Raw genomic sequence first — 26,378 nt, forward strand, 5'->3', positions numbered from 1 at the left:
CATTCGCGCTCGAGGCGCTTTTTGCGAGGCGGGCCGCGCGCGTGCTCGTACAGCGTTAGCCGTTGCCGTGACGGACGAACATCAGCCGTCCTCTTGCTTGGACCGATGGACGGCGTGAAGTACGCGCTCGGCTTCCCGGATGCTGCCGGTTCGCCGCGCCGTTTCGGCCCAGACCGAGATCGGAAACAGTCCCTCGAAGAGAATGTCGCGTTCGATGCTGAGACCGAGCGGAAGCCGGACCGCGATCATCTCGGCGAGGCTGAACGAGCCCAGCTCGGGCTCACCGAGATCGGCGAGGCCGAACAGGGTGTCGCCGTCCTCGTCAAGCTCGGTCGCGAGCCAGACGCCTTCGCCGAGCGGGTTGAAACACTTGACGACAGGAACGTGGTCGACGTCGCGATCACGGCCGTTGGCGAGGAGTTGCTCGCGCAGCTCGGGCGTGAGGAGGATCATGCCGCCCTCCTGTCAGTCGAAGGCTCCGCCTGCAGCTCGGTGCTGTCGGCCGGCACCAGACCGAGCAACCAATCCGCCGCCTTGCTTGCCTGGGACGCGGCACGGACGATGGCGCGATTGTCTTCGCGCAGCACTTCGAGCCACGAACCGATGTAATCGGCGTGCCGCACGGTCGGTATGATGCCGAGCGATGCGCAGCAGAAGGCAGCGTTCATCTCGGCGACCAGTTCTTCGAACGCGTATTTCTTCGTGCCGTACGAGCCGGACAGGTCGCGGCCGAGTCGCGAGGCGTGACCTGTGGCATGCCCCAGCTCGTGCAGGGCCGTGCGATGCCAGTTGATGGGTTCGAAATAGGCCTGCGGCGGCGGGACCATGACGAAATCGGGCCCCGGCGCGTAGAAGGCGCGGTTGCCGCCGATACGGAAGTCGATGCCGGTTGCGCGGATGAGCGCCTCGACTCTGGGCTCGATCAATCCGGGCGGCGGAGGCGGCGCAGCAACGGCAACGTCATCGGCGAGGTTTTCGCACTGGACGGCGTTGAACACCGTGAACCGCTTCAGGAACGGGATCGCCTGGGCTTCCTCGCCGGTTTCACGTGCACGGCGCTTTTCATCGTCGGGCACAAAGCGGTCGGCGTAGACGACGGTCGTGCCGTGCTCGCCCTTGCGGACATTGCCGCCTAGTGCGAGCGCCTGGCGGAAGGTGAGCCAGCTCTGTGCGGCATAACCGTGTTCGATCACTGCGCCCCAAAGGATCAGCACATTGATGCCTGAGTATTGCCGGCCGGTGGCGGCATTCCTCGGCATGGCGAGCGGCGCCTTCACCGCCGCCGTCCCCCAAGGCTGTACCCATGGCACGCGGCCGGCTTCCAGCTCGGCGACGATTTTGTCGGTGATCTCGTCATAGAGGTTCGCCCGGTCTGAGCCGGCGCGAGCGCTTGCGGTCTTTCTGGACATCGCGGGTCTCCGCGACGGGCGCCGGAGGCCTCTCCTCCAGTCCTCAACCCGTCACGGCAAACCCATCCGCACTCTTCCTCTCAAAGGGGGCGTTGCGAGGCAGGCTGTGCCAAAACTCGCCAGCAGACCGGACGTCGTTGAGCGGCTCAAGAACGCGATCACTGACTCAGCCTGCCCGGACGAGCCCGTCCATTCCGAAGGCGTTTGCCGCGTGGATGATGTTGTTGGCCAAGACCGATAACGCCGCTTCGGCCTTCACTCGTCTGAGGCCTCTGGTGAGGAATCGCCCACCGCCCGACATTCGTTTGATGGTGCCGAAGGGGTGCTCGACGGTGGACCTGTGCGTCACCATGAGACTTGGCTGGCCTGCCAACACGCCGCCTCAGGCGCTGGCGGATCTCTTTCTACGTTTCCAGCGGCTCAGCGCGTCGTCCATGGCGCCGCGCATCAGGCGATAGAACTCAGCCATCTCCTTCAGCCGCGCGTCGGCCTCTTTCGATCGCACGACGTCAATGCCCGCCTCCAGTTGGTCGGCCAACGCGTCGAGCAGGCGGTTCTGCTGCCTTATCATGGCCTCGTAGTTGTCCGCGGCTGCGTAGAGCGCCCGCTTGGTTCCCGGTTCGCGATGCCGGCGGGCGAGCGTGTAGCTCTCGAGTAGTCGGGCGGCCACGCTCGCGGTGCTCTTGCTGACACCGAGCCCAGCGATGATCTCGTCGAGACTTATCGGATGGGAACACAATAGCAGATAGCCGTAGAGGCGCGCGGCGACCGGCGGAACGCCCCAGGGCAGGAGCAGGCCAGCCACGTTCTCGATGAAGCGCAGCTCGCGGTCGCCGAGCCTCTGGTTTGACAAATTCGGCATATATCGAATATGTAGCTTATCACAACAAGCGCTGGCGACAAGGGCCAAGCCCGGAGGTGACCTACGCTTCCCTATCTCGGGGCTGCAATCGTCATCAGCGGGTTCGGCTTTCAACATCCAGGGTGGAGGATCAGTGCTGACGCAAAAATTTGCGGAGGTGTTGCTACTGTTTCCCGCTGCGATGGCGGCCGGGTTTATGTTGTTCGTTGCGGATGTCGTTCAGAGCACCATGGACGACATGGAGGCTGCAGAGTTTAAGCGGTTCCTCGCGAGCCTGGTCGCTCATGCGACCAGGTCACCAGTCGCGATCTTGGCGAATACGATCACCTTTGTGGGCATGTTTCCGTACTGGTACTTCTACGGATTCAATAATCTTTGGTTCACAGCCGGGCTGATTCTCTGGGTCATCACCTCGGCCATTTCAAAGCAGATGAGCCTCCCGATCTATTCGCGTGTCACTGGCAGAAAGTTTCCCGCGTACAAAGCGAGAATCGAAATAGACGCAGCGGATGCGGCGGCGCTCGAAAAAGAACGCCGCAAACTCCGTAGGGCCAATCTCGTTCGAGGAGCACTCGCTCTTGCGTCGGTCGCGGCAATGGTAATTGGCTTGGCATAGCGCGAGGGCGGTCCGCTGCGAATCCGACGCCACTGCAGGCATCTGCGGAGCGGGCGTCGAGCTCAATTGATCGCGCCGTCCTCAACGTTTTTGCACAGCCTGGGGGACCTCCCCGCAGAAGGGGGGGGCCGGCGACCAAGGCGCCGGCCCGGGGGAAGGCATTCCCCCTCAACATGCCCCGCCAGAGACGCAGGAGCCAGAAGACGAAGAAGCCGCGCGGCAAGGCCTTCTCGATCTCGACATTAGCTTGCACACCGATCGATATCGACCGGCTTGGCGAGAAGCATAATTATGCGGCTTTCTCCTGCCGGGCCCGGATATCTGCAATCCACTTTTCCAGTGCATCAATCTCAGCTTCGATGGCCGTCGGTTCGGGTAGCCGCGGATTGAGCTCTCCCGGCTGGCTGTGAAGAAGTGCGGAACAACGCCCAAACGCTAACCGCATCGCGGTGCAGTCGCCATCCGTCAGTACGGTGAGTTTGATCAGGCCTGTGGTGTCGACCTTGCGTGACAAGCGGCGGATCACCGGCCCGACGGCCTCCTCGACGGCGCGCTCCCACGTGGTTCGAAGCTGATCCTGGAACGACGTGACCTCGCGCAGCCATTTCGCCTGGTCGCCGCGTTCATGGTGGATCTTGACGTTTGCGAGGTGCGCTCTCATGCCGTCAATGACCTTGTCGAGCGGCATGACGTTGGCCGGGGGATCCTGATGGCAGTAACCCGCATTTTCGGTGCCGCGGCTGATCAGGCGATATGCCACAGGCGTCGCTTCTCGATCCTTTGTCGTCCGGCAGGCTTCGTCGAGCAGGAGCAGAAACGCCATGTCGTGGGTGAAGACGATCACCTGGCGAGTCTGGCCAGCTTCTGCCAGACGGGCGGCGACCTTGTCTCGATGCAAGTGATCGAGTGACGACACCGGATCGTCGAACACGATCGCCGATTGCGCATCGATGGTCGATAGCTCGGCGAGAAAGGCGGCGAGCGCGACGCAGCGATGCTCGCCTTCGCTGAGGACCCTTCCCACTGGTTCGTTCGGCTTGTTGATCAGCCTGACCTGGAAGAAGGGAACGCCGGCGGTGGTCTTGGCTTGCTGAAGCTCGATCGCGAGGCCGGCGACGCCGAGCTTGTCGACTTCGATTGCGAACCGTCCGCGCAGGCGGTTGGTAACGAGCGCCTGGGCAATACGGGCGCTCTGGGTGGTGATCTTGTTCGTCGCCGTGTCCTTGCTGGCCTTCTCGATCGCTTCGATGGCTTTGAGGCGATCGATTTGGGCGAGCACATCGGTCTTCACAACGCCGAGCCATTTGCGGTCGCTGAGGCCGTCACGTTCAGTGATGAGCATGGCGCGCTCCGGTGAGCTGGCGTCGGATTGCAGGGCCTGAATGCGCCCGGCGATGCCGACCAGCACTGCGCGTAGCGGATCAAGAGAGAGGGCGGCCGCAGGAGGAAGGGCCGGCGGTGTCGCGAGAACGTGGGTGCGCAGGACTGCTCGCAACCGCCATGCGAGGTGGAGCATGTCGCGGCGCAAAGCGCTTGCGAGATCCTCGCGGCCGATATCGTCTCGTATCAATGAGACGATTGCAGCGAGATCTTTCATCGAGACTGCCGCGGCCGAGACGCCCTGCAGGGCGTCGTCATAGGAGTCCGCCGCCTCCTGCTCGCGACGTTTGCTTTCGTCCTGCACAAAGGCCTCGAAGCTGCTGAGCCGTCTCGAGGCCTCCTCGCTGAGCGGCTGTTGACATAGGACGCAGTGCGCTTTGCTACCGGTCACCGGGAAAGGCTGTTTGGGATAGGCCGCCGCGCGCGAATAGTCGCGGGCGGCTTCCCACAGGATCTTCCAGACATGCGAGCCGATGTCCGGCAACGGTTCCTTGGAGAACAGATTGGCGGACGCCGCGGCGGCGGCCATGCGCGCATTCGCAAGGTTCGTGTGGGCATCGCGGAGGGCCGTGCGATTGTCATCCGTGGCGGATGCGGCCAGGCGCTCAAGCTGCGTTATGATGCCGGTGATGCGAGTCTCTTGGCCCTGAAGCTGGCGGATTGTGCGAGCCGGATCGCTCGACAAATCGGCGGTGAGCGTTTGAAGGCGCGTCTCGTCCTCGGCGGTGAGGCCGGCGAGTTTCTCGACGGTTTCCGGCTTCGTCTTGCCCGAGAGACCGGCGATCAGCTTGCCGACCGGAGTGTTCTGCTTGCAGTCCGGCGTCGTCAGGATGGTGGGCGTTTGCTCCTGGAGGGTCTTGATTTCGGCGGCCAGCTTGCTCTTCACGTCCAGGCAGACTTGCGCGAGGCCCGCGAGGATGCGTAGCGGCAGCGGCGTATACGCGAGGTCGTTGGTGTTCTCGACATGGATATTGGCCGTGCGCGAGTCGAAGACGCTGACGGCGGACAGCATGGCGTCTGGCGAGTTGCCCTGCGTCCAAGCGGCGTTGCGTTTTTGGGCGCCGACGAAGAACTCGACGCTGGCGGCTGGCGCGCCGCTCGTGGCGGCGTAGATGTTTGGCAGGATCGCGTCGCCCTTCGGCGAGCGCGCCCGGCAGAGCTGCTTCAGGACGCGGGCATAGCCGGATTTGCCGGCGCCGTTGTCGCCGTAGATGATGGTGAGGCCCGCTTTGCCGAAAGACAGCCGTTCGCCGGGAGCGAGGGCGTTGACGTTGGACAGACCGTAAAGGGCGCCGAGCGTCACCACGGCATGGCTCGCGGCGGGATCGCGGATATGGCTGGCGTCGAGTGGGGTGCCCTGATCGAGGCCCTTGCAGATCGCGGCCAACTCCGCGACATCCGTGACTTCCAGTTTAGGTTGGTTACAGAGGCGGCGCAGCGTGTCGCGCTGCCAGGCTGGCAGATCCGCGGACCATTTCAGGATGTCTGCGAGCGCCGTTGCTTCATTCGAAAGATCATCTTCTTGCTTATTCATTTGTGTCCCCCACTTGCCACCCGTCCTGGCGTCATAGGATCAACGCCCGCTTGAGGTCGTCGTGCTCGAAGGCGCTGGCCATACGGGTGATCTCGGTGGCGCGGGCGCCCACCGCCTTGGCGGTGTCCCGCCATGTCGCGGTCACGGTCGCAACCTCTTTGATGATCGCGCGCGCCTGCGGCAGTGTGAGCGCGAAATACTCGGAGGCGGCCTCCAGCAGTTCGAGCGAGCACGTGCCTTCGTCGAGATCGATGTTCGTCGTCAGCACCCGCGCCTTGAGATCGGTCGGGACGGGATTGAGATCGTAGGCCGGTGAGAGTGACCAGCCTGCCTTGCCCAGCCACAGGAAGCCGTGATTGCGAAGGTGATCGTCGACATTGGAGATCAGGACGTTGAAGACCACGCGCCGATAAAGGGCATGGGCATCCGTCTTGCCCTGGGCGCCATGTTCGGCAAGAGCGTCGACAATCTCCGGGTAGCTGCCGCGCTCGCCATCCTTCGCGCCCATCATCGCCATTGCCGAAAGGAACGGAATTCGGATGGCACCCTCGCGATCAAAGCGTCGCGAAAGCATGACGGCCTTACCGGCTACGCTGATCAGCTCGTGTTGAGGAGTCGTGATGCCGGCGCGGCCAGCCAGCCGTAGAGCAATCTCCTCCCAGGTCTCCATGCTATAATCGTCCGTCTCCTTCGGGAATTTGGCGATGGAGAGGTGACCGTGCTGGTCGATTACTGATGCTTTGGGGCGTGCGCCGCCGAGGGAGGAGCCGGGAGCGAAGATGAGCTGGAGATCTTCGTCCGTCTCCTCGTCGCGCAGGATGCGCTCGGTGATCTGGAGAAGTCGGCCAAGTTCGATCAAAGCTGGAACGCCGGCGCGGATTGGCGCCTGGAACGCGTCTTCGCCGACCCAGCGGAAGCGAAGCGCGCCGAGCCGGGTTTCGTCGGCGACACCGAGCAAATAATCGCTTTCGACAAGAGTGTGGACGGCACGGCCTTCGCGATCAGCAAGGCGGCGCTCAGCGCGCTGCATGAGGCGGCGTCCCCATGTGTCGGGTGCGGAATCGCCTATCGAGCCGAAGGTGGCAAGGCCGGCTGGCGGCGCGAAGGCGCCGCGGGTCAGCGCCAGAGCGGGCTCCAACGAGAAGCGCTCCGGGTCTTCCAGCCAAGCACCTTCATACTCAAAGAGGATGGTCTCGGCGCCTCGCACACGATTGCTTCTCGCCAATCCGATCAGGCGGGTGCGGCCGTTAAGGTCGATATGAACCTCGAAGTCAGCCATCGCGGGACGATCCCGCCGACCGCTTCAAGTGGATGTGCTTGGGCAGCTCGGCGCTGGCGAGCGCCTGGCCGACGCTGTCGTTGCTGATGTCGGCGACCCGGGTCAGACCGTCGAGCAGGCCGAGGGCTTGAAGCACGCCGGCATAAATGCCGACGCTAACGTTGGTGTCGCCTGCCTCGACCTTCTGCAGGGTCGAGCGCGACGTGAAAGCCCGCTCGGCCACGACCGCCATGGGCAGCTTGCGGCGACGGCGAGCGTCATGGATGTCCGCGCCGAGCTTGCGCAGGGCGCGCCGCACGGCTGCTGGAGGGTTATGGGGAGTGGGCATTTGACACCTTCACACTACATATTGAGCAGATATGTAGCAGGAAGATTACAATTTTCCTAGCTCCCAGCCGCAGGATGCGGCAGTCATCCTACCAGACCGCTTGGCGGCGGGCCGTCCGAAGCCTGAAGACCAAGGCTCCACCTGCAAATGAGTATTATAAGCGCAAGTATCTGATGGGTATCGACTTTTAGATTTTGACTTTGCCGATGTCGCTTCCTATCTCTTCCGCATCGGGGAGTAGCCACCGCTAAGACAGCGGGATCACGCCAACAGGCTCGCGCGATGCGCGTGGTGTGATCAGCCGGTTTCACCGGCCCGGCAAGACCGTGGTGAAACTCGCCTTTGTCGGACAGGTGAGGGCCACCCGGTTCAATGTCCGTTTGGTTATCCTGCTATGTCCCCTTTTGCAGTCGTCCTACTTGCTTTCAGCATGTCCGTCGATGCCTTTGCGGTTTCCGTGGGTAGAGGCGCAGCTCTTGGTCGCCCGCGATATTCAGAAGCGCTACGCAGCGGCGCGGTCTTTGGTGTAGTCGAGGCGATCACGCCTGTTATCGGTTGGGCTGCCGGCGTTGCCGCGAGCAGCTTCGTCCAGGCTGTTGATCACTGGCTCGCCTTTGGCCTGCTCGCTGCTGTTGGTCTTCATATGCTTTATGCGGCCGTATGGAAGAAAGCCGACGCCAAGCCAGTGGGCAGATCGTTTACAGTCTTGATGGCAACCGCAATCGGCACGAGCCTCGATGCAATGGCCGTCGGCGTCTCTTTGGCCTTTCTGAACGTCAACATTGTTGTGGTTGCGACCGCGATTGGCCTTGCGACGTTCCTCATGTCGTCGGGAGGCATGCTTATCGGTCGGCTGATCGGCGAGCACTTCGGCCGCATTGCGGAGGCTGTCGCTGGGATCGCGCTTTTCGGTCTGGGATTGTCAATCCTTATAGAGCACCTGACGGCTTAGAGCGATTTGCGGACGCCTCTCAGGCTGCATGTTGGGTGGCGGCTTCAACGCCCGAACGGATATTCGGTCTAGATGTCTCTCTTGCCGGCTTGGGGCGCTTCTTGGTTAGCATCGCTCGGACGAATGCATTCCACTTCTTCATGGCTGCCCGCTTCTCGGGCATGTAACTCCAACGATCGTAGCTCTTCGAACTGACATCCTGGAGCGTGTGGTTCTGTATGCGGTCGCGAATTTCTTTGGAGAGGCCGGCCTGACCTGCGAGCGTCTTCCAGGTTCTGCGCAGATCGCGGTTGGTCACGACAGGGATCACCTCGCGCTCGCGCTGACGCCACATGAAAGAGTACAGGGTGCCGTGGCTGACGGGTTTGGTTGGGTCGGTCGCGGAGGGGAAAAACCAACCGTGTGCGTTGGGCTTGATCGATTCGATTAATTCCGCCGCCACTTCCGGGACCGGAATGGCGTGTGGCTTGCCATTCTTGGTCTTTGACCAGTCGATGATCCGCTCCTTCGCGTCCCACTGATCGACATGCAGGCGGGCGATTTCCTCCACGCGCTGCCCCGTGAGCATGAGAATGCGAACGGCCCGCGTGTAAGGCGGATGCACGGGCGCGTCCGGACATTCAAGCCAACGGTACAGGCGCAGGAATTCCTCTTCATCAAGCCAGCGAGTGCCGACTTTCTTGGGCTCTGTGGGGATGCCGGCGGCGGGATTGTAGACCAGCCGGAAACGCCGCTGCGACGCGTTGCGGTAGTCGTGTTCCGATTTCAGGCCCCAGCTATATGCGGATCGGATGTAACTGCGGACGTGATCTGCCATGGAGCGCTTACCGCGGTCATAGATCGGTCGGATGAGATCGGTGATTTCGTCGGGCTCGATGTCGCGAGCGGGCCGATTGCGGCCGAGGGTGTCGGCGATCTTGTTGAGGCCTTTCTCAGCCTCTTTCCAAGATGACTTTTCGGATGCCTTCAGGTGAGCGACATAGGCTTCGAAGAGATCGGCCACGGTGCCGGGACGCGTGTCGCCGGCGATCTTGATGCTGCGGCCCTTCTGGATCATGTCGGCGAAATCGCGTGTGAAAACTTCGCGCGCTTTGCTGAGCGACATGGATGGGTATGAGCCCAGCTTCTTCTTGAAGCGCTTCTGATCGCGCCACTGCTGCGCCATCCAATCGGCGGTGACGCGCGTGGGCATGGGCTTCATGACCAGGACAAGGCGACCGGTGCCATGTCCCTCGCCATCGACCAGGCTTAGCTGTTTGCCGGTCTGCTCCACCTGCTTCAGGGCGCGGCGAATTTCTCCATCGGTAAGACTTGGCACTGGGCTCTCCCATTGGCTTTCAAGTGGGGTCGCCAGACGGCTAGCAGGGGTCGGCGACTGGGGTCACAAGGGCGATCGATCCCCCTCAAAACCGACCCCAATATGCCACAGCGTCCTGCGCTACGACAAGCCTAAAAGTTCAAATGATTCAACGGTTAGGAGCGTGATTGAACGTGATGGAAATAGGTCGAGTGGGATGGTTGTGGGCCAGGATCACCGCTGACGCGTTGTGGCGCAGGCAGGCGCGCACGACCTCGCGCGGATGGACGCTGGCGCTGTCGATGGTGCCGCGGAAAAGTTCCTCGAACGCCAACACGCGGTGGCGATTGTCCAGGAACAGGCACCCAAATACCTCGTAAGGCAGATGCCGCAGCTGGGCACGCAGGTAGTCGCCGCTGTCGCGCGGGTTGCCCAGCGCGGGAGCTTCCCGCAGCTGTTCGCCCAGGGCTCTCCGGGCCAGTTCCAGGGCGGCGATCAGGCGGGCGCGCTTGGCCGGGCCGATGCCGCGCAGCCGCACCGTGCCGCCGGGATCGGCGAGCAGCGTGCCCAGGCCGCCGCTCTTGCCCAGCAGTTCGCGTCCCAGGGCAATGGCGTCCTTGCCGGGCACGCCGCTGCCCAGCAGCACGGCGATCAGTTCGGCGTCGGACAGCGCCGCGCAGCCGCGGGCCAGCAGTTTTTCACGGGGTCGTTCGCCTTCAGGCCATTCACGGATGCTCATGCCGCAAGCGTGCCGATCGCGCCGCCGTTCGCCCATCGGCGCGCACCGCCGCGTGCGTCGGCCTTCGCCGCCGGATGTGGGTCAGGCCGGTAGCCGCCGGGCGAATTCGGCGCCGAGCCAGTCGATGAAAACGCGCACGCGCGGCGACAGTTGCCGGTTCTGGGGATAGAGCACGTACACCGGCGAGGGCGTGGGCGGAAAGTCCTTGAGCACCTCCACCAGCGTGCCGCGCGCCAGGTCGTCCTGCACGCGGTAGCTGGGCACCTGGATCAGGCCCAGGCCCAGGCGCGCGGTGGCGGCGTACATCTCCGCGCCCGCCACGCTCACGGTGTGCGGCAGCAGCACTTCGCGCACCGTCTCGCCGTGGCGGAATTCCAGTGGCAGCACGCTGCCCGTGGCCGAGGACACGAAGGCCACCATGTGGTGCCCTGCGAGGTCATCGGGCGCCGATGGCGTGCCGTGGCGCTCCAGATAGCCGGGGCTGGCATAGGTGCCTTCGGGAAGCAGGGCGATCTGCCGGCCGATCATGCTGCTGTCGCCGGGTTTGCCCACGCGCAGCACGCAATCCACGCCTTCGCGCACCAGGTCCACGTAGCGGTCGCCCTCGCCGATGCGCAGTTGGATGCCCGGATAGCGCGCGAGAAAATCCGGCAGGCCCGGCAGCATGAAGTGCCGGGCCAGCACGCTGTGCACATCCACCCGCAGCAGGCCGGCGGGACGCGCGCCGGTGAAGGCCGCTTCGGCTTCCTCGATCTCCGCCAGGATGCCCAGGCAGCGCTGGTAATAGGCCTCGCCGTCCAGCGTGGGACGCACCTGCCGGGTGGTGCGTTCGAGCAGGCGCACGCCCAGGCGGGCTTCCAGCTGCTTGATCACCTCGGTGACGGTGGAGCGGGGCAGGTCCAGGTCCTGCGCGGCGAGGGTGAAGCTGCGCCGGTCCACGATGCGGGCGAACAGGCGCATGGCGTCGAGCTTGTCCATTTGTTCGCCCCTATCGAATGATGAAGGCGGATTTGAGCAGATTATCCGCTCAATGGAAAAGACCATCCTCTTCCCACGCCGACACCCGGTCGGCTCTTTCCGAGGATATTCCCCATGTCTGCACACGCTTCCAAAGTCGCCCTGGTCACGGGTGCGTCCCGTGGCATCGGCGCCGCCATTGCCGAACGGCTGGCGCGCGACGGGTTCACGGTAGTCATCAACTATGCCGGCGACGCCGCTTCCGCCGAGGCGCTGGCCCGCCAGATCGAAAGCCGCGGCGGCCGCGCGCTCACCGCCCAGGCCGACGTGGCCGACCCGGCCGCCGTGCGTCGCCTGTTCGATGCGGCGGAAACCGCGTTCGGCGGCGTCGACGTGCTGGTGAACAACGCCGGCATCATGCAGCTGGCGCCCATGGCCGACACCGACGACGCGCTGTTCGACCGCACCGTCGCGATCAACCTCAAGGGCACCTTCAACACCCTGCGCGAGGCCGGCAAGCGCCTGCGCGACGGCGGACGCATCGTCAATTTCTCCACCAGTGTGGTGGGCCTGAACTTCCCGAACTATGGCGTCTACGTGGCCACCAAGGCGGCGGTGGAATCGATGACGCACATCCTGGCGAAGGAACTGCGTGGGCGCGCCATCACGGTGAATGCGGTAGCGCCGGGCCCGACCGGCACCGAGCTGTTCCTGAAGGGCAAGACGCCCGAGCAGGTCGAGCAGCTCGCGAAGCTGGCGCCGCTGGAACGCCTGGGCACGCCCGAGGACATCGCCAGCGTCGTGGCTTTCCTCGCCGGTCCCGACGGTGGCTGGGTCAACGGCCAGGTGCTGCGCGCCAACGGCGGCGTCATCTGATTCCCGCGCTTAATTTCCAGGAGAACGCATCATGAAGAACGTCATCGTCATCACGGGCGCATCGAGCGGCTTTGGCCTGATGAGTGCGCGCGCCCTGGCCCATGCGGGCCACATCGTCTATGCCGGCATGCGTGAAACCGCAGGGCGTAACGCACCGCGCGTCGAGGAGATGCAGCAGTACGCTAAGGAACAGGGTGTGGATCTGCGCGCCATCGAGATGGACGTGGCCTCGCAGGCTTCCGTGGATGCCGCCATCGCGCAGATCGTCCACGCGCATCAACGGCTGGACGTGGTGATCCACAACGCGGGCCACATGGCCTACGGTCCGGCCGAAGCTTTCACGCCGGAACAGTTCGCCCAGCTCTACGACACCAATGTGCTGAGCACGCAGCGCGTGAATCGCGCGGCCCTGCCGCAGCTGCGCAAGCAGGGAAAGGGATTGGTGGTGTGGGTGTCTTCCAGCAGCGTGCGGGGCGGCACGCCGCCGTACCTGGCGCCGTATTTCGCGGCCAAGGCGGGCATGGATTCGCTGGCGGTGAGCTACGCGGGCGAGCTGGCGCGCTGGGGCATCGAGACCTCCATCGTGGTGCCGGGCGCCTTCACCCAGGGCACGAATCACTTCGCCCATGCGGGTGCGCCGGCCGATGACGCGGTCGCCAAGGTCTACGCCGAAGGCCCGACCCGCGACTTCGGCGAGGTGGCGTTCAAGGGCTTGGCCTCGCTGGAGCCGGCCGATGCCGACCCGGAAGCGGTCGCCCGCGCCATCGTGGCGATCGTGGACAAGCCGTTCGGCAAGCGTCCGTTCCGCGTGCATGTGGACCCGTCCGAGGACGGCGCGGAAATCGTCAACGGCGTGGCCGACCGTGTCCGCGCGGAACTGCTGCGCCGCATTGGGCTGGAGGACATCCTGCATCCCCGCATGGCGGGCTGAAGGCTTGGCGGGCGGCCACGTGCCGCCCGTCGTCGTTTCACCGAGCCGAAGGATCGATTCCGGTAAGCTACCGGGCCAAACGGTAGTCAGGCCCAATCACCATGAGTCTTGCCCAACGCCGCATCCTGCTGGGCGTGTCCGGCGGCATCGCTGCCTACAAATCGTGCGAGCTGGTTCGCCGCCTGCGCGACCTCGGTGCCGAGGTGCGCGTGGTGATGACCGAGAACGCCGCGCATTTCGTCAGCGCCACCACGTTCCAGGCGCTGTCCGGCCAGCCGGTGCGCACCAGCCTGTGGGATGCCGAGGCCGAGGCGGCCATGGGCCATATCGAACTGGCGCGCTGGGCCGAGCGCATCGTCATCGCCCCGGCCAGCGCCGACCTGATCGCCCGCCTCGCGCACGGCATGGCGAACGACCTGCTCACCACCGTCTGCCTCGCCAGCGCCGCGCCGCTCTACGTCGCGCCCGCGATGAACCAGCAGATGTGGGCGCACCCGGCCGTGCAGGCCAACGTGGACACCTTGCGCCAGCGCGGCGTGCACCTGCTGGGTCCCGCTTCGGGCGACCAGGCCTGCGGCGACATCGGTTCGGGCCGCATGCTGGAACCGCTGGAACTGCGCGAAGCCATCGTCGCCTCCTTCGGCGCGCAACTGTTGCGCGGGCTCAAGGTGGTGGTGAGCGCCGGCCCGACCTACGAAGACATCGACCCGGTGCGCTTCATCGGCAATCGCAGCTCCGGCCGCATGGGTTTCGCCGTGGCGGAAGCCGCCGCGCAGGCTGGCGCCGACGTCACGCTGGTGGCCGGCCCGGTGAGCATGGCGACGCCGCCCGGCATCACGCGGCGCATCGACGTGCGCAGCGCCGCGCAGATGCGCGATGCGGTGGTCGGCGCATCGACGGGCGCGGACATCTATATCGCCGCCGCCGCCGTGGGCGATTACCGTCCCGCCGAAGTGGCCGACCACAAGCTCAAGAAGCGCGATGGCGCCCCGCTGGAACTGCGTCTGGCCGAGAACCCGGACATCCTCGCTACGCTGGCTGCGCAAACCGTGCGCCCCTTCTTGGTCGGATTCGCCGCGGAAACGCATGATGTGGAGCGTTACGCGCAAGACAAACTCAAGCGCAAGGGATTGGACATGATTGCCGCCAACCAGGTGGGCGGGGGTCTCGGTTTCGAGGCCGCCGACAATGCGCTCACGCTTTATGGCCCCGATGGCGCCATCGAGTTGCCACGCGCATCGAAGACGGAGCTGGCGCGCCAGCTGGTGGCCAAGGTGGCCGAGCGGTACCGGGCGGTGCGCCCGTGACGGTGGGGAACGGGATCGACGTCGAGCTGAAGATTCTCGATCCGCGCCTGGGTGATTCGATTCCGCTGCCGCAAGCCGCCACCGTCGGCAGCGCCGGCATGGACCTGCGTGCCACCATCGACGCGCCGCTGACCCTGCAGCCCGGCGAGAGCGTGCTGGTGCCCAGCGGCATGGCCATCCACATCGGCGATCCGGGCTGGTGCGCGCTGATCGTGCCGCGCTCGGGCCTGGGCCATAAGCACGGCCTGGTCATGGGCAACCTGGTCGGCGTCATTGACGCCGACTACCAGGGGCCCTTGATGATTTCGTGCTGGAACCGCGGCACCCAGCCCTACACCATCGCCGTGGGCGATCGCATTGCCCAGCTGCTGCTGGTGCCGGTGGCGCAGGCGCGGCTGAAGGTGGTACAGGAGTTCGCGCCGTCGCAGAGGGGCGAGGGCGGTTTCGGTTCGACCGGCGTCAACTGAGTGCGTAGTGGGGCGGGCATGCATGCCCGCGGATAAGACGACCCGACAGCCTGTGTGGGGACAGGGCATGGCGAAGATCTTCAATGCCGGCGGCAATGGCTTGACCGGCTCCATCGACGGGCGCGCCCTGCTTCCGTTCGCGCTGGGCATCTTGCTGGTGCTCGGCGGCCTGTTCTGCCTCTGGCAGACCTGGCAGATCGCGGACGAAAGCAGCGCCAAGGACCGCGTGCACGCCGCCCAGAAGCAGGCGGCCGATGCCGTGGCGGCGGAAATCGCCAGCGAGCGCGGCCGCGTGGAAGCGGCCGTGCATTCGCTCGCTCCCGACAGCATCGTGGCCGATCCGGCCCAGGCGGCGACCGAGCTGCGTCAGCTTATTCCTGGTGCCTTGAAGGTGGACGCCTACAGCGGCGGCCTCGATGAAGTGCTGCACGCCAACTATCGCGTCTTCGGCTACGGTAAGGCCGCGCAGCTGATGGCGGCGCAGACGGCCGACGGCAAGCCGCCCGCGCAGACGGTGCCGGACAGCGGCACGCGCGTGCTGGCGCTGGTGGTGCCGGTGGGGCCGGCCACGCACCCGCAGGCCTGGGTGTGGGTGGCGCTGCCGTTCGCCCCGATCCAGGAGCGCTTCGAATCCATTCCGACGGAAGGCGGTAGACTGGAGCTTCGCCAGGGCGACGACCTCGGCGATCTGCGCCTGTTGGCCTCCGGCAGCGCCTCTGCCGAGCGCGAACCCAATGGCATGCCGGTCGACGGTAGCACCTTCAGCATCCTGGCGGCCCTGCCGACCGCCTTCATCGTGCTTCCGCACGTATGGCCCGTGACCGGGTTGCTGGGGCTGCTGGGCCTGGCGGGCGGCCTGTATTTGATCTGGATGCGCAATCGCCTGTTCGGCGGCCGCGTCCAAGCTGATGTTGAGGAACCTGTTTTGTCCGATCTGCTCGACACCGCGCCGGAACCCGAAACCCCGGCGCCCGCTCGCATCGCACCGCCCAAGCCCGCCCAGCCGGCGCCGGTGGTGGTCGATCCGACCATCTTCCGCGCGTACGACGTGCGCGGTGTGGTCGGCAAGTCGCTGACCAAGGACGTCGCGCGCCTGCTCGGCCAGGCCATCGGCTCGGTGATGCGCGAGAAGGGCCTGCCGGAAATCGTGATCGGTCGCGACGGCCGCCTTTCCGGTCCCGAACTGGCCGGCGCCCTGTCCGATGGCCTGCGCGAGGCGGGCATCGACGTGATCGACCTGGGCGCGGTGCCCACGCCGGTCGTCTACTACGCGGCCTACCGCTTCAACACCGGCTGCGGCGTGGCCGTGACCGGCAGCCACAATCCGCCCGACTACAACGGCTTCAAGATCGTGGTGGGTGGCGAAACCCTGTCCGAGGGCGCCATCCAGGATCTCTACCAGCGCATCGCCGGCAACCGCCTGGAAAAGAGCGGCGGCGGCAAGATCCGCCATGTCGACGTGGTGCCCGACTATATCGAGCGCATCACCTCCGACGTGCAGGCCGAGCGCCGCCTGAAGATCGTCGTGGACTGCGGCAATGGCATTCCCGGCGCCGTGGCGCCGCAGGTGCTGGAAGGCATCGGCTGCGAGGTCATTCCGCTGTACTGCGATGTGGACGGTACCTTCCCGAACCACCATCCCGATCCGTCGGACCCCCACAACCTGGAAGACCTGATCTTCGCGGTGAAGCAGACGGGCGCCGATCTTGGCCTGGCTTTCGATGGCGACGGCGATCGCCTGGGCGTGGTGACCAAGGACGGCGAGATCATCTTCCCCGACCGCCAGCTGATGCTGTTTGCGCGCGATGTGCTGTCCCGCCAACCGGGCGCGACGATCATCTACGACGTGAAGTGCACGGGCCACCTCAAGGGCCAGATCCTCGACGCGGGCGGCAGCCCGATGATGTGGCGCACCGGCCATTCGCTGATCAAGGCCAAGATGCGCGAAACCGGCGCGGAGCTGGCCGGCGAGATGAGCGGCCACTTCTTCTTCAAGGAGCGCTGGTACGGCTTCGACGACGGCATTTATGCCGGCGCCCGCCTGATGGAAATCCTGGCCGGCGACCTGGAAGAGCGCACGCCGGAAGAGATCTTCGCCACCTGCCCCAAGGGCGTGTCCACGCCGGAGCTGAAGGTGGAGATGGCCGAGGGCGCGCACTACCGCTTCATGGAGGAATTCCGCCAGAAGGCGAGCTTCGGCGACGCCACGCTCACCACCATCGACGGCGTGCGTGCGGACTGGCCGGACGGTTGGGGCCTGGTGCGTCCGTCCAACACCACGCCTGTCCTGGTGCTGCGTTTCGACGCCGACAACGAGGCCGCGCTGACGCGCATCAAGAACCTGTTCCGCCAGCAGATGCTGGCGGTCGATCCGTCGCTCAAGCTGCCGTTCTGACGAAAAAAGCCCCGGATATCCGGGGCTTTTCGTTTCATGGCTGCGCCGCGGCTTACTGGCCCTGGCGTTCCTTGTCCTGCGCCGTCTTCAGTTCGCGATAGTGGTCCAGATCCTGCGCGTTCTTCTGCACCTGAGCGTCGCGCGCCGTCTGCTGGCGTTCCAGGGCGTCGCGCTGATGGGCCACCACGTCGCGCTGCTTGGCGATGCTGTCGTTGAGGAACTTGGGCACGGGCTGCTTGGCGCGTTCCAGGTCGCCGGCGCGCGTGAGCAGGTCAGTCAGCGCCTTTTCCTGGCTGCGCAGGTTGGTGCGCGTGGTGGCGATCTGCTGGTCGAGACTGTCCAGGCTGTCCTGCTGGGAGCGCTTGTAGGCGTCCTCGGTCGGATAGGCATTGAGCATCTGCATGTCGTCGCGTGCGCGCTGCTGCGCGACACGATCGCTGGCGGCCTTGGCTTCCGCGGCTTTCTGTGCGGCGGCGCGTTCCTCCGGCGTGAGCTGGCGCTCGACGTGCTGCACCACGAGCCCGCGGTCGTTGACCAGGTCGTAACCGTACTTGAGTGCATCGGACGTCAGGCTGTCGCTGTAGTGCGGCAGGCCGGTCGCGTCCTTCCAGCGATAGCGGTAGTGCGAGGCCGTCTGCGTTTGCGCGTGCAGGCCGGCGGCCAGCGCGAGCGACGCGATGACGAAAACAGTTCTACGCATGACATTCCCCCTTGTTGGCGGAAAGTATAGCCGGCGATACCGTGACACCAAGGACGTTTGCAAGGTGTCACGGTCGGCGATGTGACCGGCTTCGCCAACCAGGGCTTACATCAGGCGCTGACGCCGTACCGTTCGCGGTAGGACACCAGGCGTGCATGTTCGGCGGCCAGGTCGGGGCGTTCGCCCGCGTAGGCCAGCACGTCGCCCAGGCTGGTGATGGCGATCACCGGGATACCGAACTCGGCGGTGACTTCCTGGGCAGCGGACAGCTCGCCCTGGCCGCGTTCCTGGCGATCCAGCGCGATCAGCACGCCAGCCGGCGTGGCGCCCTGCGCCCGGATCAGCGCCAGCGATTCGCGCACGGCGGTACCGGCGGTCATCACGTCGTCCACGATCAGCACGCGGCCCTTCAGCGGCGCGCCCACGAGCACGCCGCCTTCGCCGTGATCCTTGGCTTCCTTGCGGTTATACGCCCAGGGCAGGTCGCGGCCATGCCGGTCGGCCAGCGCGATGGCGGTGGCAGCGGCCAGGGCGATGCCCTTGTAGGCCGGGCCGAACAGCATGTCGACCTCGATGCCCGCATTCACCACGGCGGCGGCATAGGCGCGACCCAGCTGCGCCAGCGCGGCGCCCGAGTCGATGCGGCCCATGTTGAAGAAATACGGGCTCTGGCGGCCGGACTTCAGCGTGAAGTCGCCAAAACGCAGCACCTCGCGCTGCAGGGTGAGTTCGATGAAATCGCGCTGGTAATCGTGCACGGCGGCTTTCTCTAGTTGGCAGTCAGAACGGGAAGGGCGCACACCATCAGGTACTGCGGCCCGGAACGGCCGCCATGGTACAGCCCTCCGGTCTCCCGGAAGCCCGCGCGCCTATACAGCGCGATGCCCGGCGCATTGCGCAGGTTCACGGTAAGCGCCACGTCCCTTGCCCATGGGTAGCGATGCGCCATGTCGTGCATGACCGCCTCCAATGCCCGCGTGCCCAGGCCACGGCCCTGCCATCGCGTGTCGATGAAGAAGGAGCGCAAGCCCAGCGTGGGACGGACGAACTCGACCTCGGCAAGGGTGTTGGCATGTCGCTCGATGCGGTAGAAGCCGATGGGCTCGCCGTCGCACAGGATGGCCATGGGCTCGCTGCCCGCGCAGCTTTCCGCGTCCGCCAGCGATGCGGCGATGCGGCCGACGAAGGCGTACTGCTCGTCGCTCACGGTCAACGCCAGCAAGGCGGGCCGGAAAGACGCCTCCACGGGCATGACATGAATATCAGGGGGCATAGAGCCTGCCCTCATAGAAGGATGCCGCGTTGCTCTGCCGCAGCTGGCAGGTGGTAGACCGCGGTGCGGCCCATGCTGGTTGCATCGGCAAGCCGCGGGCTATCGCATGACGGCTGCGGCAGAGCAACCCGAAGGGCCGGGTCTGTTTGCCCGCACGGCGGCGTCATCGTTCGGTTGTGTATCGACATACACTCCCTCTCTTCCTTGCCGTGCGAGCAAGCAGAGCCGGCGCGGCGTCATTGGACTATGGGGGCAGGCTCTAAGCCATGGTTGCTATGATGGCCCATCCATCGGAAGCAAGGCACGCCTGACATGCGCATCATCAGCCTCAACGCCAACGGTATCCGCTCGGCCGCCACCAAGGGCGTGTTCGACTGGCTGCGCCAGCAGAAGGCCGACGTGGTCTGCCTGCAGGAGACCAAGGCGCAGGAAGACCAGCTGAGCGACGCCATGTTCCGTCCCGACGGCCACCACTGCTTCTATCGCGACGCCAGCAGCAAGAAGGGCTACAGCGGCGTGGCCATCTATGCCAAGCGCGAGCCCGACGAGGTGCTGACCGAATTGGGCTGGGCGCCGTTCGACAACGAAGGTCGCTACATCGAGGCGCGTTTCGGCAAGCTGAGCGTGGTGTCGCTGTACGTGCCCTCGGGTTCCTCCGGCGAGGAACGCCAGCAGTTCAAGTTCGAGGTGATGGACTGGATCGCGCCCATCTTCGCCAAGTGGATGAAAAGCGGCCGCGACTATGTGCTGTGCGGCGACTGGAACATCGTGCGCAGCGAGCTGGACATCAAGAACTGGAAATCCAACCAGAAGAACTCCGGCTGCCTGCCCGAAGAACGCGCCTGGCTCAACGACCTGGTCGACAAGCACGGTTGGATCGACAGCTACCGCACGCTGCACCCCAAGGGCCAGGACTACACCTGGTGGTCCAACCGCGGCAACGCACGCGCCAACGACGTGGGTTGGCGCATCGACTACCAGATCGTCACGCCCGGCCTGCGCGACCGCCTGAAGCGCTGCTCCATCTATCGCGACCAGCGCTTCTCGGATCATGCGCCGTTTACGGTGGACTATGCCGACTGAGGCGGCGCCGACCACGCGCAAGCCGTCTGTGTGGCGCTCGTTCACCGAGCCTGCGGCGTGGACGCTGTGCCTGCTGGGGTTTTCCTCCGGACTGCCCTTCCTGCTGGTGTCCGTCACGTTGTCGTTGTGGCTGAAGGAAAACGGCATCGCGCTGAAGAGCGTCACGATGATCGCCAGCGCAGGCATGACCTATGCGCTCAAGTTTCTATGGGCGCCACTGCTCGATCACTGGCGGTTGCCGCTGTTTACACGACTGGGACTGCGCCGTGGCTGGCTGCTGTTTGCACAGCTGGGCGTGCTTTGCGGCCTATTGCTGATGGCCTCGTTCACGCCTCACCAGCTGCAGCCTTTTGTGCTGGCGACCTTGCTGGTGGCGTTCATGGGGGCGACCCAGGACATCGCCATCGATGCCTACCGCATCGAAATCGCGCCGCCCTCCGCCCAAGGTGCGCTGGTGGCGACCTACGCGTTGGGTTACCGGCTGGGCTTGCTGCTCTCTGGCGCCGTTGCGCTAATCCTGGCCGACCACATTCCCTGGTCCTGGATTTACGTGGCCATGGCGGTGGCGATGGTGGTGCCGATCGTCATCACGCTCCTCATGCGCGAGCCAGCCATCATCCGATCGACGCCGCCGGGTTGGCGCATGGCGATGCGCGAGAGCGTGATCGATCCGTTCGTCGATTTCTTCCGTCGCTACAGCTGGGTTGTCGCGGTACTCACGCTGTTGTTCATCCTGCTGTTCAAGCTGCCTGAACAATCCATCGGCACGATCTTCAATCCGTTCATGCGCGACATGGGCTTCAGCAAGACGGAAATTGGCGCTGTGACGAAGATCTACGGCGTCTGGATCGGTATCGCCGGCGCATTCGTCGGCGGCGCCGCCGTCGCGCGCTGGGGCGCCTGGCGGACGCTGGGCGTATGTATCGTGCTGGGCGCGTGCAGCAATCTGCTTTACCTGATGTTGTTGGGAAACCAGGGGAGTCTCGTGGTGCTGACCATGGCGATCTCCGGGCAGAACTTCGCGGAAGGCATGCTGGGCCCGCCGACCGTGGCCTTTCTCTCGCTGCTGGTGAACCGGCAGCACACGGCCACGCAATATGCGCTGCTGAGTTCCCTGGTGAACCTTCCGGGCAAGGTATTGGGCTTTTTTGCCGGCGGCCTTGTCGCCGTCATCGGCTATGGCGGGTACTTCGCCATTACCGTGATCTCGGTGCTTCCGGCCATGCTGCTGTTCGCCATCCTGTGGCCCCGATTCACCCGCGACGCGTCGGATTCCGGCACCTGAATCAGCCAAGCGGTCGATACTCTTGCGCCGGACCCTGTGACAAGATGGCGCTACAGGGGGTTTATGACTTGGGGAGGGAGAGTCCGTGCCGGACCTCGTCATACGCCATATCGACAACCACATGGCCGAACGTATCAAGACGTTGGCCAAGGAACGGCAGTGGTCGATCAATGACGTAGTGCTGCACGCGCTGCGCCACGGCCTTGGCATGTCCTCGTCGAACGTCTTTGCGGAAACCATGCTCGATCCCGGCGAGCTGACCACGCTGGGTGGGCAGTGGGATGCGAAGGAAAAGGCTGCCTTTCAGGAAGCCATCCAGGCGCTGTCGCGCGCGCCGACGGCGGGGCTCGCCCAAGGCACCAACGTGTTGGACGACGAGCGCTTCTGATCAGCGCGGTGCAGGATATACCGCACCCAGCACACGCGGCCCCCGGGCGCCGGTGACGGCGGGAAGGTTGCCGGGAAGCCCGAGCAGGCGCTGCCGCGCCAGCCACGCGAAGGCCGTGGCCTCCAGATAATCCGGATCGACGCCATGAGCCGCGGTGCTGGCCAGTTCGCGCGCGCCCAGCAACTGGCCGAGCCGCTGCATCAGCACGGCGTTGTGCACGCCACCGCCGCAGGCCAGCACGTCGATGGCCGCCGGTGCATGGCGTTCGATGGCCTCGGCGATGCTGCGCGCGGAAAGCTCCAGCAGGGTGGCCTGGACATCCGCCGGCGAGAGGCCGGCCACGCCGGCATGCTGTTCCAGCCAGGCGAGATGAAAATGCTCGCGTCCGGTGCTTTTCGGCGGCGGCAGCGCGAAATAGGGATCGGCCAGCAGGGCAGCCAGCAGCGCTTCGTCCACCCGGCCCGATGCGGCAAAGGCGCCGTTCGCGTCATAGGCCGTGCCCCGATGGCGCAGGTGCCACGCATCCATCAGGCCATTGGCCGGGCCGGTGTCGAAGCCGAAGACCAGCCCATGAGGGTCAAGCACGGTGATGTTGGCGATGCCGCCCAGGTTGAGCACCACGCGCACGCCATCGGCGCGACCGAGCAGCATGGCGTGCACGGCGGGCAACAACGGGGCACCCTGGCCGCCGGCGGCGACGTCCGCGCGGCGAAAATCGGCCACCACGTCGATGCCGCAGCGCTCGGCGATCACCGAGGGATCGCCCACCTGCAGCGTGAAAGGGAAGGCGCCCGCCGGGCGGTGGCGCAGGGTTTGCCCGTGCGAACCGATGGCGCGTACGGAGGCCGCATGCGCCGCATTGCGCTCCAGCAGTTTCTGCGCGGCCTGCGCAAAACACTGCCCGATGGCGACATCGAGCCGGCCGTAGGCGTCCAGGTCCAGCCGCGTTTCGTCCTGCGCCACGGCAAGGATGCTCGCGCGCAGATCCTCCGGCCAGGGATGCGCCAGGGCGTCGACCAGTTGCGGGGTGTTGTCGTCGAAACGCACCAGCGCCGCATCGATGCTGTCGGCGCTGGTGCCCGAGATCAGGCCAAGGTAAAGCGCCGAAGCGTCATTCACGGGCAATCAGTCGTCGCTGCGCTTGGTGCCGCTGGCCTTGGCCAGCTTGATATTTGCGTCCAGCGTCTTTAGGCGGGCGAGCTGCGGCTGCACCACCTGGGCCTTGAACTTGGCGAGCTGCGCGGCCGGCAGCGGTTCCGGCTTGGGCAGGGTGACCGTCTGCGGGTCGCGCTGCACGTTGTTGACGCGGAATTCGTAGTGCAGGTGCGGGCCGGTGGCCAGGCCCGTCATGCCGACGTAGCCGATCACCGCTCCCTGGCTCACGCGCTGGCCGACCTTCTCCGTGCCGAACTTCGACATGTGGCCGTAGGCGGTGCTGATGGTGCCGTTGTGCTGGATGACCACGAAATTGCCGTAGCCATTCATCCAGCCCTTGAACTTGACCACGCCGTCGCCCGCCGCATGGATCGGCGTGCCGGTGGGCGCCGCGTAGTCCACGCCCTTGTGCGCGCGCATCAGGCCCAGGATGGGATGCATGCGGGCCGCGCTGAACTGCGAGGAGATGCGGGTGAAGTCCACCGGAATGCGCAGGAACGACTTCTGGATCGGGCGGCCGTCCTCGCTGAACCAGCCGTAGCTGCCGTCGTCCTTCTTGAAGCGGTAGGCGGTATAGCGCTGGCCGTCGTTGACGAACTCCGCCGCGACGATGTCGCCCTCGTGCAGATAGGCGCCGTCGCGGTACACGTCGTCGTAGATCACGGTGAAGCTGTCGCCCTCGCGCAGGTCCTGCACGAAGTCGATGTCGTATTTGAAGAGCTCGGCCAGCTTGAGCACCATCTGGTTGCTCATGCCCGCCTTGGAGCCCGCGGCGAACAGCGAGCTGTCGATGGTGCCGTGGGCCACATGCTCGCGGCGTTCCACTTCGCGCGCCTCGGCCGTGACCGTGGCCTTGTCGCCATCGAAGCGCATGGTGGTGCGGTTGGACTCGTCCTTGTCGAAGCGGATGCCCTTGAGGCTGCCGTCGCTGTCGAGCAGGAAGTCGAACTCCTGGCCCGGGCTGATATGGTGAAGCGCCTTGGCGTCGCCCGACTGGTCGACCACGTGCTGCACGTCGGTAAGGCTGAGGCCCTGGCTCTGGAACAGGTCCGACAGTGTCTGGCCCGGCTGCACCTGCACGATGTGCCAGTCTTCCACCGTAGGCGCCTGGATCGCCTCCGGCGCGGCCTTGGGCAGGGCGAGCGGCAGCACGGCGTGCGCGGTGGAAATGGTGTCCGGGCGCATGGCACTGGCCCACGCCGGAATCAGGAAACCGGAAACCGCTGTAATAAGGAGGGCCGTGCCCGCCAGAATCCAGCGCTCGCGGTGCCAGCGGATCGGCTCGGCGTCGCCGTGGCAACCAAAGGACCAATGGGCGCAGCGTTCGTAAAAGTGAGAGTGCCGTTGCTGCGCCTTTCGGCGCATGGCCTGTTTACGCGCTGAACGCGCGTCTTCTTTTCTCTCACCCATGCCCGGTGTTCCCCAGGTACCAAAATTTGAATTGCCGCGTACCATAGCGGCCCTGTGCAAAGGGCGTCAACGCCTTTTCCATCAATGAGTTGCGCGAATTTTCGGATTAACGCACACTTAACGGAACCCGCCCGGAAGCTATGATTTCCGGTGACGTCCAGACAACGAAAATTTGAGGAATACATGAACGAGCTTGAGCAGGCGCTGGCCACCATCGCGCGCGGCGCCGACGAAATCATCAAGCAGGAGGAGCTGGCCGCCCGCCTGAAGCTCGGTCGTCCGCTGCGCATCAAGGCCGGCTTCGACCCCACGGCACCGGATCTGCACCTGGGCCACACCGTGCTGCTCAACAAGATGCGCCAGTTTCAGGACCTGGGGCACCAGGTGATTTTCCTCATTGGCGACTTCACCGGCATGATCGGCGACCCGACCGGCAAGAACGTCACGCGCAAGCCGCTGTCGCGCGAAGACGTGCTGGCCAATGCCGAGACCTATGCCGAGCAGGTCTACAAGGTGCTGGACAAGGAGCGCACCGAGCTGCGCTTCAATTCCGAGTGGTTCGGCCAGATGACCGCGGCCGACATGATCAAGCTCGCCGCCCAGCACACCGTGGCGCGCATGCTCGAGCGCGACGACTTCTCCAAGCGCTTCGCCGGCCAGCAGCCGATCGCCATCCACGAGTTCCTCTATCCGCTGGTGCAGGGCTATGACTCCGTCGCGCTCAAGTGCGACGTGGAACTCGGCGGCACCGATCAGAAGTTCAACCTGCTGATGGGCCGCGCCCTGCAGGAGCACCACGGCCAGCCGCCGCAGATCGTGCTGACCATGCCGCTGCTGGAAGGCCTGGACGGCGTCAACAAGATGTCCAAGTCGCTGGGCAACTACATCGGCATCAATGAGCCGGCCATCGACATCGTCACCAAGACGCTGAAGATCGGCGACGACCTCATGTGGCGCTGGTTCGAGCTGCTCAGCTTCGAAACCTCGATGGCGGACATCGCGCGCATGAAGGAAGAGGTCGCCAGCGGTGCGCTCAATCCGCGCGACGCCAAGCTCAAGCTGGCCCGCGAACTGGCCACGCGTTTCCACGATGCGGCCGCCGCGGAACAGGCCATTGCCGGCTGGCATGCCGTGGTGCGCGGCGAAGGCGACACCAGCCTGTTGCCGCTCACTGAAATTGCCGTGCCCGCGGAAGGCCTGCGCCTGCCTGCACTGCTGACGGCAGCAGGGCTCACGCCGAGCAACGCGGAAGCGAACCGCAAACTCAAGGAACGCGCCGTGCGCATCGACGCGGAAGTGGTCGAAGACGCGCAACGCGTGTTTTCCCCGGGTTTTGAAGGGGTTTTGCAGATCGGCAAGCGCAACTTCGCGCGCGTGTCGTTGAAGCTCGCTTGAGTTGTGCGCGACGACGCAACGTCGTCGCGATGCATCGATCAACCAAGTTTCGCGTGAGAACAACGTCTTACGCGAAACATCGAAAATAATTTCAAAAATTGCTTGTCAAAGGTGGGGGGCCTCCCTATTATTCGCCTCCCGCCGCTGGCATCGCCCTCCGGACGGCAACAACGACAGCAAAAATTCTTCGCTGAAGGTGTTGACGGACAGGAAAAACGATGTAAGATGAGCGGCTCACTCGGAACGAAATGTTCCAACGCTGAAACGGAAACGGTCAGCAAGTGATTGAGATCTTTGACAGTGTGCGCAGGTGACTTGTGTGGGCGCCTTGCGGTGGATGACTGAATGTCAAACATATGC

At 65.0% G+C, this 26,378-nt stretch carries 25 protein-coding genes, 1 pseudogene and 1 riboswitch; of the genes and pseudogenes, 11 read left to right on the forward strand and 15 right to left on the reverse strand.

Annotation, left to right across the window (positions count from 1 at the left end; translation table 11 throughout):
* Positions 1-81: 81 nt before the first annotated feature.
* From BDW41_RS20120 to BDW41_RS20135, 4 genes and pseudogenes are all read right to left on the reverse strand, one after another.
* Complete coding sequence (locus tag BDW41_RS20120) at positions 82-453, reverse strand: DUF2958 domain-containing protein (protein ID WP_074551656.1); 372 nt, start codon at positions 451-453, stop codon at positions 82-84.
* A complete protein-coding gene (locus BDW41_RS20125; protein ID WP_074551655.1) occupies positions 450-1,409 on the reverse strand; it encodes a zincin-like metallopeptidase domain-containing protein in 960 nt (319 codons plus the stop codon). Before BDW41_RS20125 ends, BDW41_RS20120 begins: the two co-directional genes overlap by 4 nt.
* A gap of 166 nt (positions 1,410-1,575) precedes the next feature.
* Positions 1,576-1,749, reverse strand: a pseudogene (locus tag BDW41_RS20130) (transposase); the annotation flags it as partial.
* Positions 1,750-1,791: 42 nt separating this feature from the next.
* Positions 1,792-2,271 (reverse strand): hypothetical protein, encoded by a 480-nt coding sequence (locus tag BDW41_RS20135; protein WP_074551653.1) that lies wholly within the window; start codon positions 2,269-2,271, stop codon positions 1,792-1,794.
* Positions 2,272-2,404: 133 nt separating this feature from the next.
* On the opposite strand from BDW41_RS20135, the gene BDW41_RS20140 reads away from it, so the two are divergent.
* The gene (locus tag BDW41_RS20140) at positions 2,405-2,887 is read left to right on the forward strand and encodes a hypothetical protein (RefSeq protein ID WP_074551651.1); all 483 of its coding nucleotides are present in this window, start codon (positions 2,405-2,407) and stop codon (positions 2,885-2,887) included.
* A gap of 289 nt (positions 2,888-3,176) precedes the next feature.
* Here BDW41_RS20140 and BDW41_RS20145 read toward each other — a convergent pair whose 3' ends face one another.
* The 3 genes from BDW41_RS20145 to BDW41_RS20155 are packed head-to-tail and all read right to left on the reverse strand — an operon-like array spanning position 3,177 to position 7,408.
* Positions 3,177-5,801: an AAA family ATPase gene (locus BDW41_RS20145; RefSeq protein WP_074551649.1), complete on the reverse strand. Its 2,625-nt coding sequence runs from the start codon at positions 5,799-5,801 to the stop codon at positions 3,177-3,179.
* 31 nt (positions 5,802-5,832) lie between these two features.
* On the reverse strand, positions 5,833-7,080 hold the full coding sequence (locus BDW41_RS20150; protein ID WP_074551648.1) for a HipA domain-containing protein: 1,248 nt from the start codon (positions 7,078-7,080) through the stop codon (positions 5,833-5,835).
* Positions 7,073-7,408, reverse strand: coding sequence for a helix-turn-helix transcriptional regulator (locus BDW41_RS20155; RefSeq protein ID WP_074551646.1), 336 nt, complete (start codon positions 7,406-7,408; stop codon positions 7,073-7,075). The genes BDW41_RS20150 and BDW41_RS20155 overlap by 8 nt, the downstream gene beginning before the upstream one ends.
* Before the next feature lie 220 nt (positions 7,409-7,628).
* Positions 7,629-7,778: riboswitch (yybP-ykoY riboswitch) on the forward strand.
* 24 nt (positions 7,779-7,802) lie between these two features.
* Between BDW41_RS20155 and BDW41_RS20160 the strand changes: the two genes are divergently transcribed.
* A complete protein-coding gene (locus tag BDW41_RS20160) occupies positions 7,803-8,360 on the forward strand; it encodes a manganese efflux pump MntP family protein (protein ID WP_074551644.1) in 558 nt (185 codons plus the stop codon).
* Between the two features lie 19 nt (positions 8,361-8,379).
* Here the strand turns inward: BDW41_RS20160 and BDW41_RS20165 are convergent, their stop codons facing one another.
* From BDW41_RS20165 to BDW41_RS20175, 3 genes are all read right to left on the reverse strand, one after another.
* A complete protein-coding gene (locus tag BDW41_RS20165) occupies positions 8,380-9,678 on the reverse strand; it encodes a site-specific integrase (RefSeq protein ID WP_074551642.1) in 1,299 nt (432 codons plus the stop codon).
* A gap of 148 nt (positions 9,679-9,826) precedes the next feature.
* Positions 9,827-10,396: a JAB domain-containing protein gene (locus BDW41_RS20170; RefSeq protein ID WP_110301672.1), complete on the reverse strand. Its 570-nt coding sequence runs from the start codon at positions 10,394-10,396 to the stop codon at positions 9,827-9,829.
* Positions 10,397-10,477: 81 nt separating this feature from the next.
* Positions 10,478-11,374 carry a LysR family transcriptional regulator gene (locus tag BDW41_RS20175; RefSeq protein WP_074551640.1) on the reverse strand — a complete coding sequence of 299 codons (897 nt, stop codon included), beginning with the start codon at positions 11,372-11,374 and terminating at the stop codon, positions 10,478-10,480.
* A 114-nt stretch (positions 11,375-11,488) separates the two neighbouring features.
* On the opposite strand from BDW41_RS20175, the gene BDW41_RS20180 reads away from it, so the two are divergent.
* The 5 genes from BDW41_RS20180 to BDW41_RS20200 all read left to right on the forward strand — a co-directional run bounded on the left by BDW41_RS20180 (position 11,489) and on the right by BDW41_RS20200 (position 17,329).
* A complete protein-coding gene (locus tag BDW41_RS20180) occupies positions 11,489-12,229 on the forward strand; it encodes an SDR family oxidoreductase (RefSeq protein ID WP_074551638.1) in 741 nt (246 codons plus the stop codon).
* A gap of 31 nt (positions 12,230-12,260) precedes the next feature.
* Entirely contained in the window at positions 12,261-13,160 is a 900-nt protein-coding gene (locus BDW41_RS20185; protein ID WP_074551636.1) for an SDR family oxidoreductase, read from the forward strand.
* Positions 13,161-13,261: 101 nt separating this feature from the next.
* Complete coding sequence (gene coaBC, locus BDW41_RS20190) at positions 13,262-14,467, forward strand: bifunctional phosphopantothenoylcysteine decarboxylase/phosphopantothenate--cysteine ligase CoaBC (protein WP_074551635.1); 1,206 nt, start codon at positions 13,262-13,264, stop codon at positions 14,465-14,467.
* Complete coding sequence (gene dut / locus BDW41_RS20195; protein ID WP_233496960.1) at positions 14,464-14,934, forward strand: dUTP diphosphatase; 471 nt, start codon at positions 14,464-14,466, stop codon at positions 14,932-14,934. Before coaBC ends, dut begins: the two co-directional genes overlap by 4 nt.
* Before the next feature lie 67 nt (positions 14,935-15,001).
* The gene (locus tag BDW41_RS20200) at positions 15,002-17,329 is read left to right on the forward strand and encodes a phosphomannomutase/phosphoglucomutase (RefSeq protein ID WP_074551633.1); all 2,328 of its coding nucleotides are present in this window, start codon (positions 15,002-15,004) and stop codon (positions 17,327-17,329) included.
* Between the two features lie 52 nt (positions 17,330-17,381).
* Here BDW41_RS20200 and BDW41_RS20205 read toward each other — a convergent pair whose 3' ends face one another.
* The 3 genes from BDW41_RS20205 to BDW41_RS20215 all read right to left on the reverse strand — a co-directional run bounded on the left by BDW41_RS20205 (position 17,382) and on the right by BDW41_RS20215 (position 19,302).
* The gene (locus BDW41_RS20205) at positions 17,382-18,029 is read right to left on the reverse strand and encodes a DUF4124 domain-containing protein (protein WP_074551632.1); all 648 of its coding nucleotides are present in this window, start codon (positions 18,027-18,029) and stop codon (positions 17,382-17,384) included.
* A 110-nt stretch (positions 18,030-18,139) separates the two neighbouring features.
* Positions 18,140-18,787 (reverse strand): orotate phosphoribosyltransferase, encoded by a 648-nt coding sequence (gene pyrE, locus BDW41_RS20210; protein WP_074551630.1) that lies wholly within the window; start codon positions 18,785-18,787, stop codon positions 18,140-18,142.
* Positions 18,788-18,798: 11 nt separating this feature from the next.
* On the reverse strand, positions 18,799-19,302 hold the full coding sequence (locus BDW41_RS20215; RefSeq protein WP_074551629.1) for a GNAT family N-acetyltransferase: 504 nt from the start codon (positions 19,300-19,302) through the stop codon (positions 18,799-18,801).
* 312 nt (positions 19,303-19,614) lie between these two features.
* On the opposite strand from BDW41_RS20215, the gene BDW41_RS20220 reads away from it, so the two are divergent.
* The 3 genes from BDW41_RS20220 to BDW41_RS20230 all read left to right on the forward strand — a co-directional run bounded on the left by BDW41_RS20220 (position 19,615) and on the right by BDW41_RS20230 (position 22,058).
* The gene (locus BDW41_RS20220) at positions 19,615-20,385 is read left to right on the forward strand and encodes an exodeoxyribonuclease III (protein ID WP_074551626.1); all 771 of its coding nucleotides are present in this window, start codon (positions 19,615-19,617) and stop codon (positions 20,383-20,385) included.
* Positions 20,375-21,670, forward strand: a complete 1,296-nt coding sequence (locus BDW41_RS20225; protein ID WP_074551625.1) for an MFS transporter — start codon at positions 20,375-20,377, stop codon at positions 21,668-21,670. Before BDW41_RS20220 ends, BDW41_RS20225 begins: the two co-directional genes overlap by 11 nt.
* 85 nt (positions 21,671-21,755) lie before the next feature.
* Positions 21,756-22,058 (forward strand): hypothetical protein, encoded by a 303-nt coding sequence (locus BDW41_RS20230; RefSeq protein WP_074551623.1) that lies wholly within the window; start codon positions 21,756-21,758, stop codon positions 22,056-22,058.
* Here the strand turns inward: BDW41_RS20230 and BDW41_RS20235 are convergent, their stop codons facing one another.
* Positions 22,059-23,177 (reverse strand): anhydro-N-acetylmuramic acid kinase, encoded by a 1,119-nt coding sequence (locus BDW41_RS20235; protein WP_074551622.1) that lies wholly within the window; start codon positions 23,175-23,177, stop codon positions 22,059-22,061. It abuts the gene before it with no gap.
* A 6-nt stretch (positions 23,178-23,183) separates the two neighbouring features.
* Positions 23,184-24,623, reverse strand: a complete 1,440-nt coding sequence (locus BDW41_RS20240) for a peptidoglycan DD-metalloendopeptidase family protein (RefSeq protein WP_074551621.1) — start codon at positions 24,621-24,623, stop codon at positions 23,184-23,186.
* A 183-nt stretch (positions 24,624-24,806) separates the two neighbouring features.
* On the opposite strand from BDW41_RS20240, the gene tyrS reads away from it, so the two are divergent.
* Positions 24,807-26,018 carry a tyrosine--tRNA ligase gene (tyrS, locus tag BDW41_RS20245; RefSeq protein WP_074551619.1) on the forward strand — a complete coding sequence of 404 codons (1,212 nt, stop codon included), beginning with the start codon at positions 24,807-24,809 and terminating at the stop codon, positions 26,016-26,018.
* The last annotated feature ends 360 nt before the right edge of the window (positions 26,019-26,378 follow it).

This window comes from Dyella sp. AtDHG13 (assembly GCF_003201105.1).
Taxonomy (GTDB): domain Bacteria; phylum Pseudomonadota; class Gammaproteobacteria; order Xanthomonadales; family Rhodanobacteraceae; genus Dyella; species Dyella jiangningensis_B.

Excerpts from the sequence above, each read along its gene's own strand:
- BDW41_RS20120 (WP_074551656.1), bottom strand. The coding sequence starts at position 453 with ATGATCCTCCTCACGCCCGAGCTGCGCGAGCAACTCCTCGCCAACGGC.
- BDW41_RS20125 (WP_074551655.1), bottom strand. The coding sequence starts at position 1,409 with ATGTCCAGAAAGACCGCAAGCGCTCGCGCCGGCTCAGACCGGGCGAAC.
- BDW41_RS20135 (WP_074551653.1), bottom strand. The coding sequence starts at position 2,271 with ATGCCGAATTTGTCAAACCAGAGGCTCGGCGACCGCGAGCTGCGCTTC.
- BDW41_RS20145 (WP_074551649.1), bottom strand. The coding sequence starts at position 5,801 with ATGAATAAGCAAGAAGATGATCTTTCGAATGAAGCAACGGCGCTCGCA.
- BDW41_RS20150 (WP_074551648.1), bottom strand. The coding sequence starts at position 7,080 with ATGGCTGACTTCGAGGTTCATATCGACCTTAACGGCCGCACCCGCCTG.
- BDW41_RS20155 (WP_074551646.1), bottom strand. The coding sequence starts at position 7,408 with ATGCCCACTCCCCATAACCCTCCAGCAGCCGTGCGGCGCGCCCTGCGC.
- BDW41_RS20160 (WP_074551644.1), top strand. The coding sequence starts at position 7,803 with ATGTCCCCTTTTGCAGTCGTCCTACTTGCTTTCAGCATGTCCGTCGAT.
- BDW41_RS20170 (WP_110301672.1), bottom strand. The coding sequence starts at position 10,396 with ATGAGCATCCGTGAATGGCCTGAAGGCGAACGACCCCGTGAAAAACTG.
- BDW41_RS20175 (WP_074551640.1), bottom strand. The coding sequence starts at position 11,374 with ATGGACAAGCTCGACGCCATGCGCCTGTTCGCCCGCATCGTGGACCGG.
- BDW41_RS20180 (WP_074551638.1), top strand. The coding sequence starts at position 11,489 with ATGTCTGCACACGCTTCCAAAGTCGCCCTGGTCACGGGTGCGTCCCGT.
- BDW41_RS20185 (WP_074551636.1), top strand. The coding sequence starts at position 12,261 with ATGAAGAACGTCATCGTCATCACGGGCGCATCGAGCGGCTTTGGCCTG.
- coaBC (WP_074551635.1), top strand. The coding sequence starts at position 13,262 with ATGAGTCTTGCCCAACGCCGCATCCTGCTGGGCGTGTCCGGCGGCATC.
- BDW41_RS20200 (WP_074551633.1), top strand. The coding sequence starts at position 15,002 with ATGGCGAAGATCTTCAATGCCGGCGGCAATGGCTTGACCGGCTCCATC.
- BDW41_RS20205 (WP_074551632.1), bottom strand. The coding sequence starts at position 18,029 with ATGCGTAGAACTGTTTTCGTCATCGCGTCGCTCGCGCTGGCCGCCGGC.
- BDW41_RS20215 (WP_074551629.1), bottom strand. The coding sequence starts at position 19,302 with ATGCCCCCTGATATTCATGTCATGCCCGTGGAGGCGTCTTTCCGGCCC.
- BDW41_RS20220 (WP_074551626.1), top strand. The coding sequence starts at position 19,615 with ATGCGCATCATCAGCCTCAACGCCAACGGTATCCGCTCGGCCGCCACC.
- BDW41_RS20225 (WP_074551625.1), top strand. The coding sequence starts at position 20,375 with ATGCCGACTGAGGCGGCGCCGACCACGCGCAAGCCGTCTGTGTGGCGC.
- BDW41_RS20240 (WP_074551621.1), bottom strand. The coding sequence starts at position 24,623 with ATGGGTGAGAGAAAAGAAGACGCGCGTTCAGCGCGTAAACAGGCCATG.
- tyrS (WP_074551619.1), top strand. The coding sequence starts at position 24,807 with ATGAACGAGCTTGAGCAGGCGCTGGCCACCATCGCGCGCGGCGCCGAC.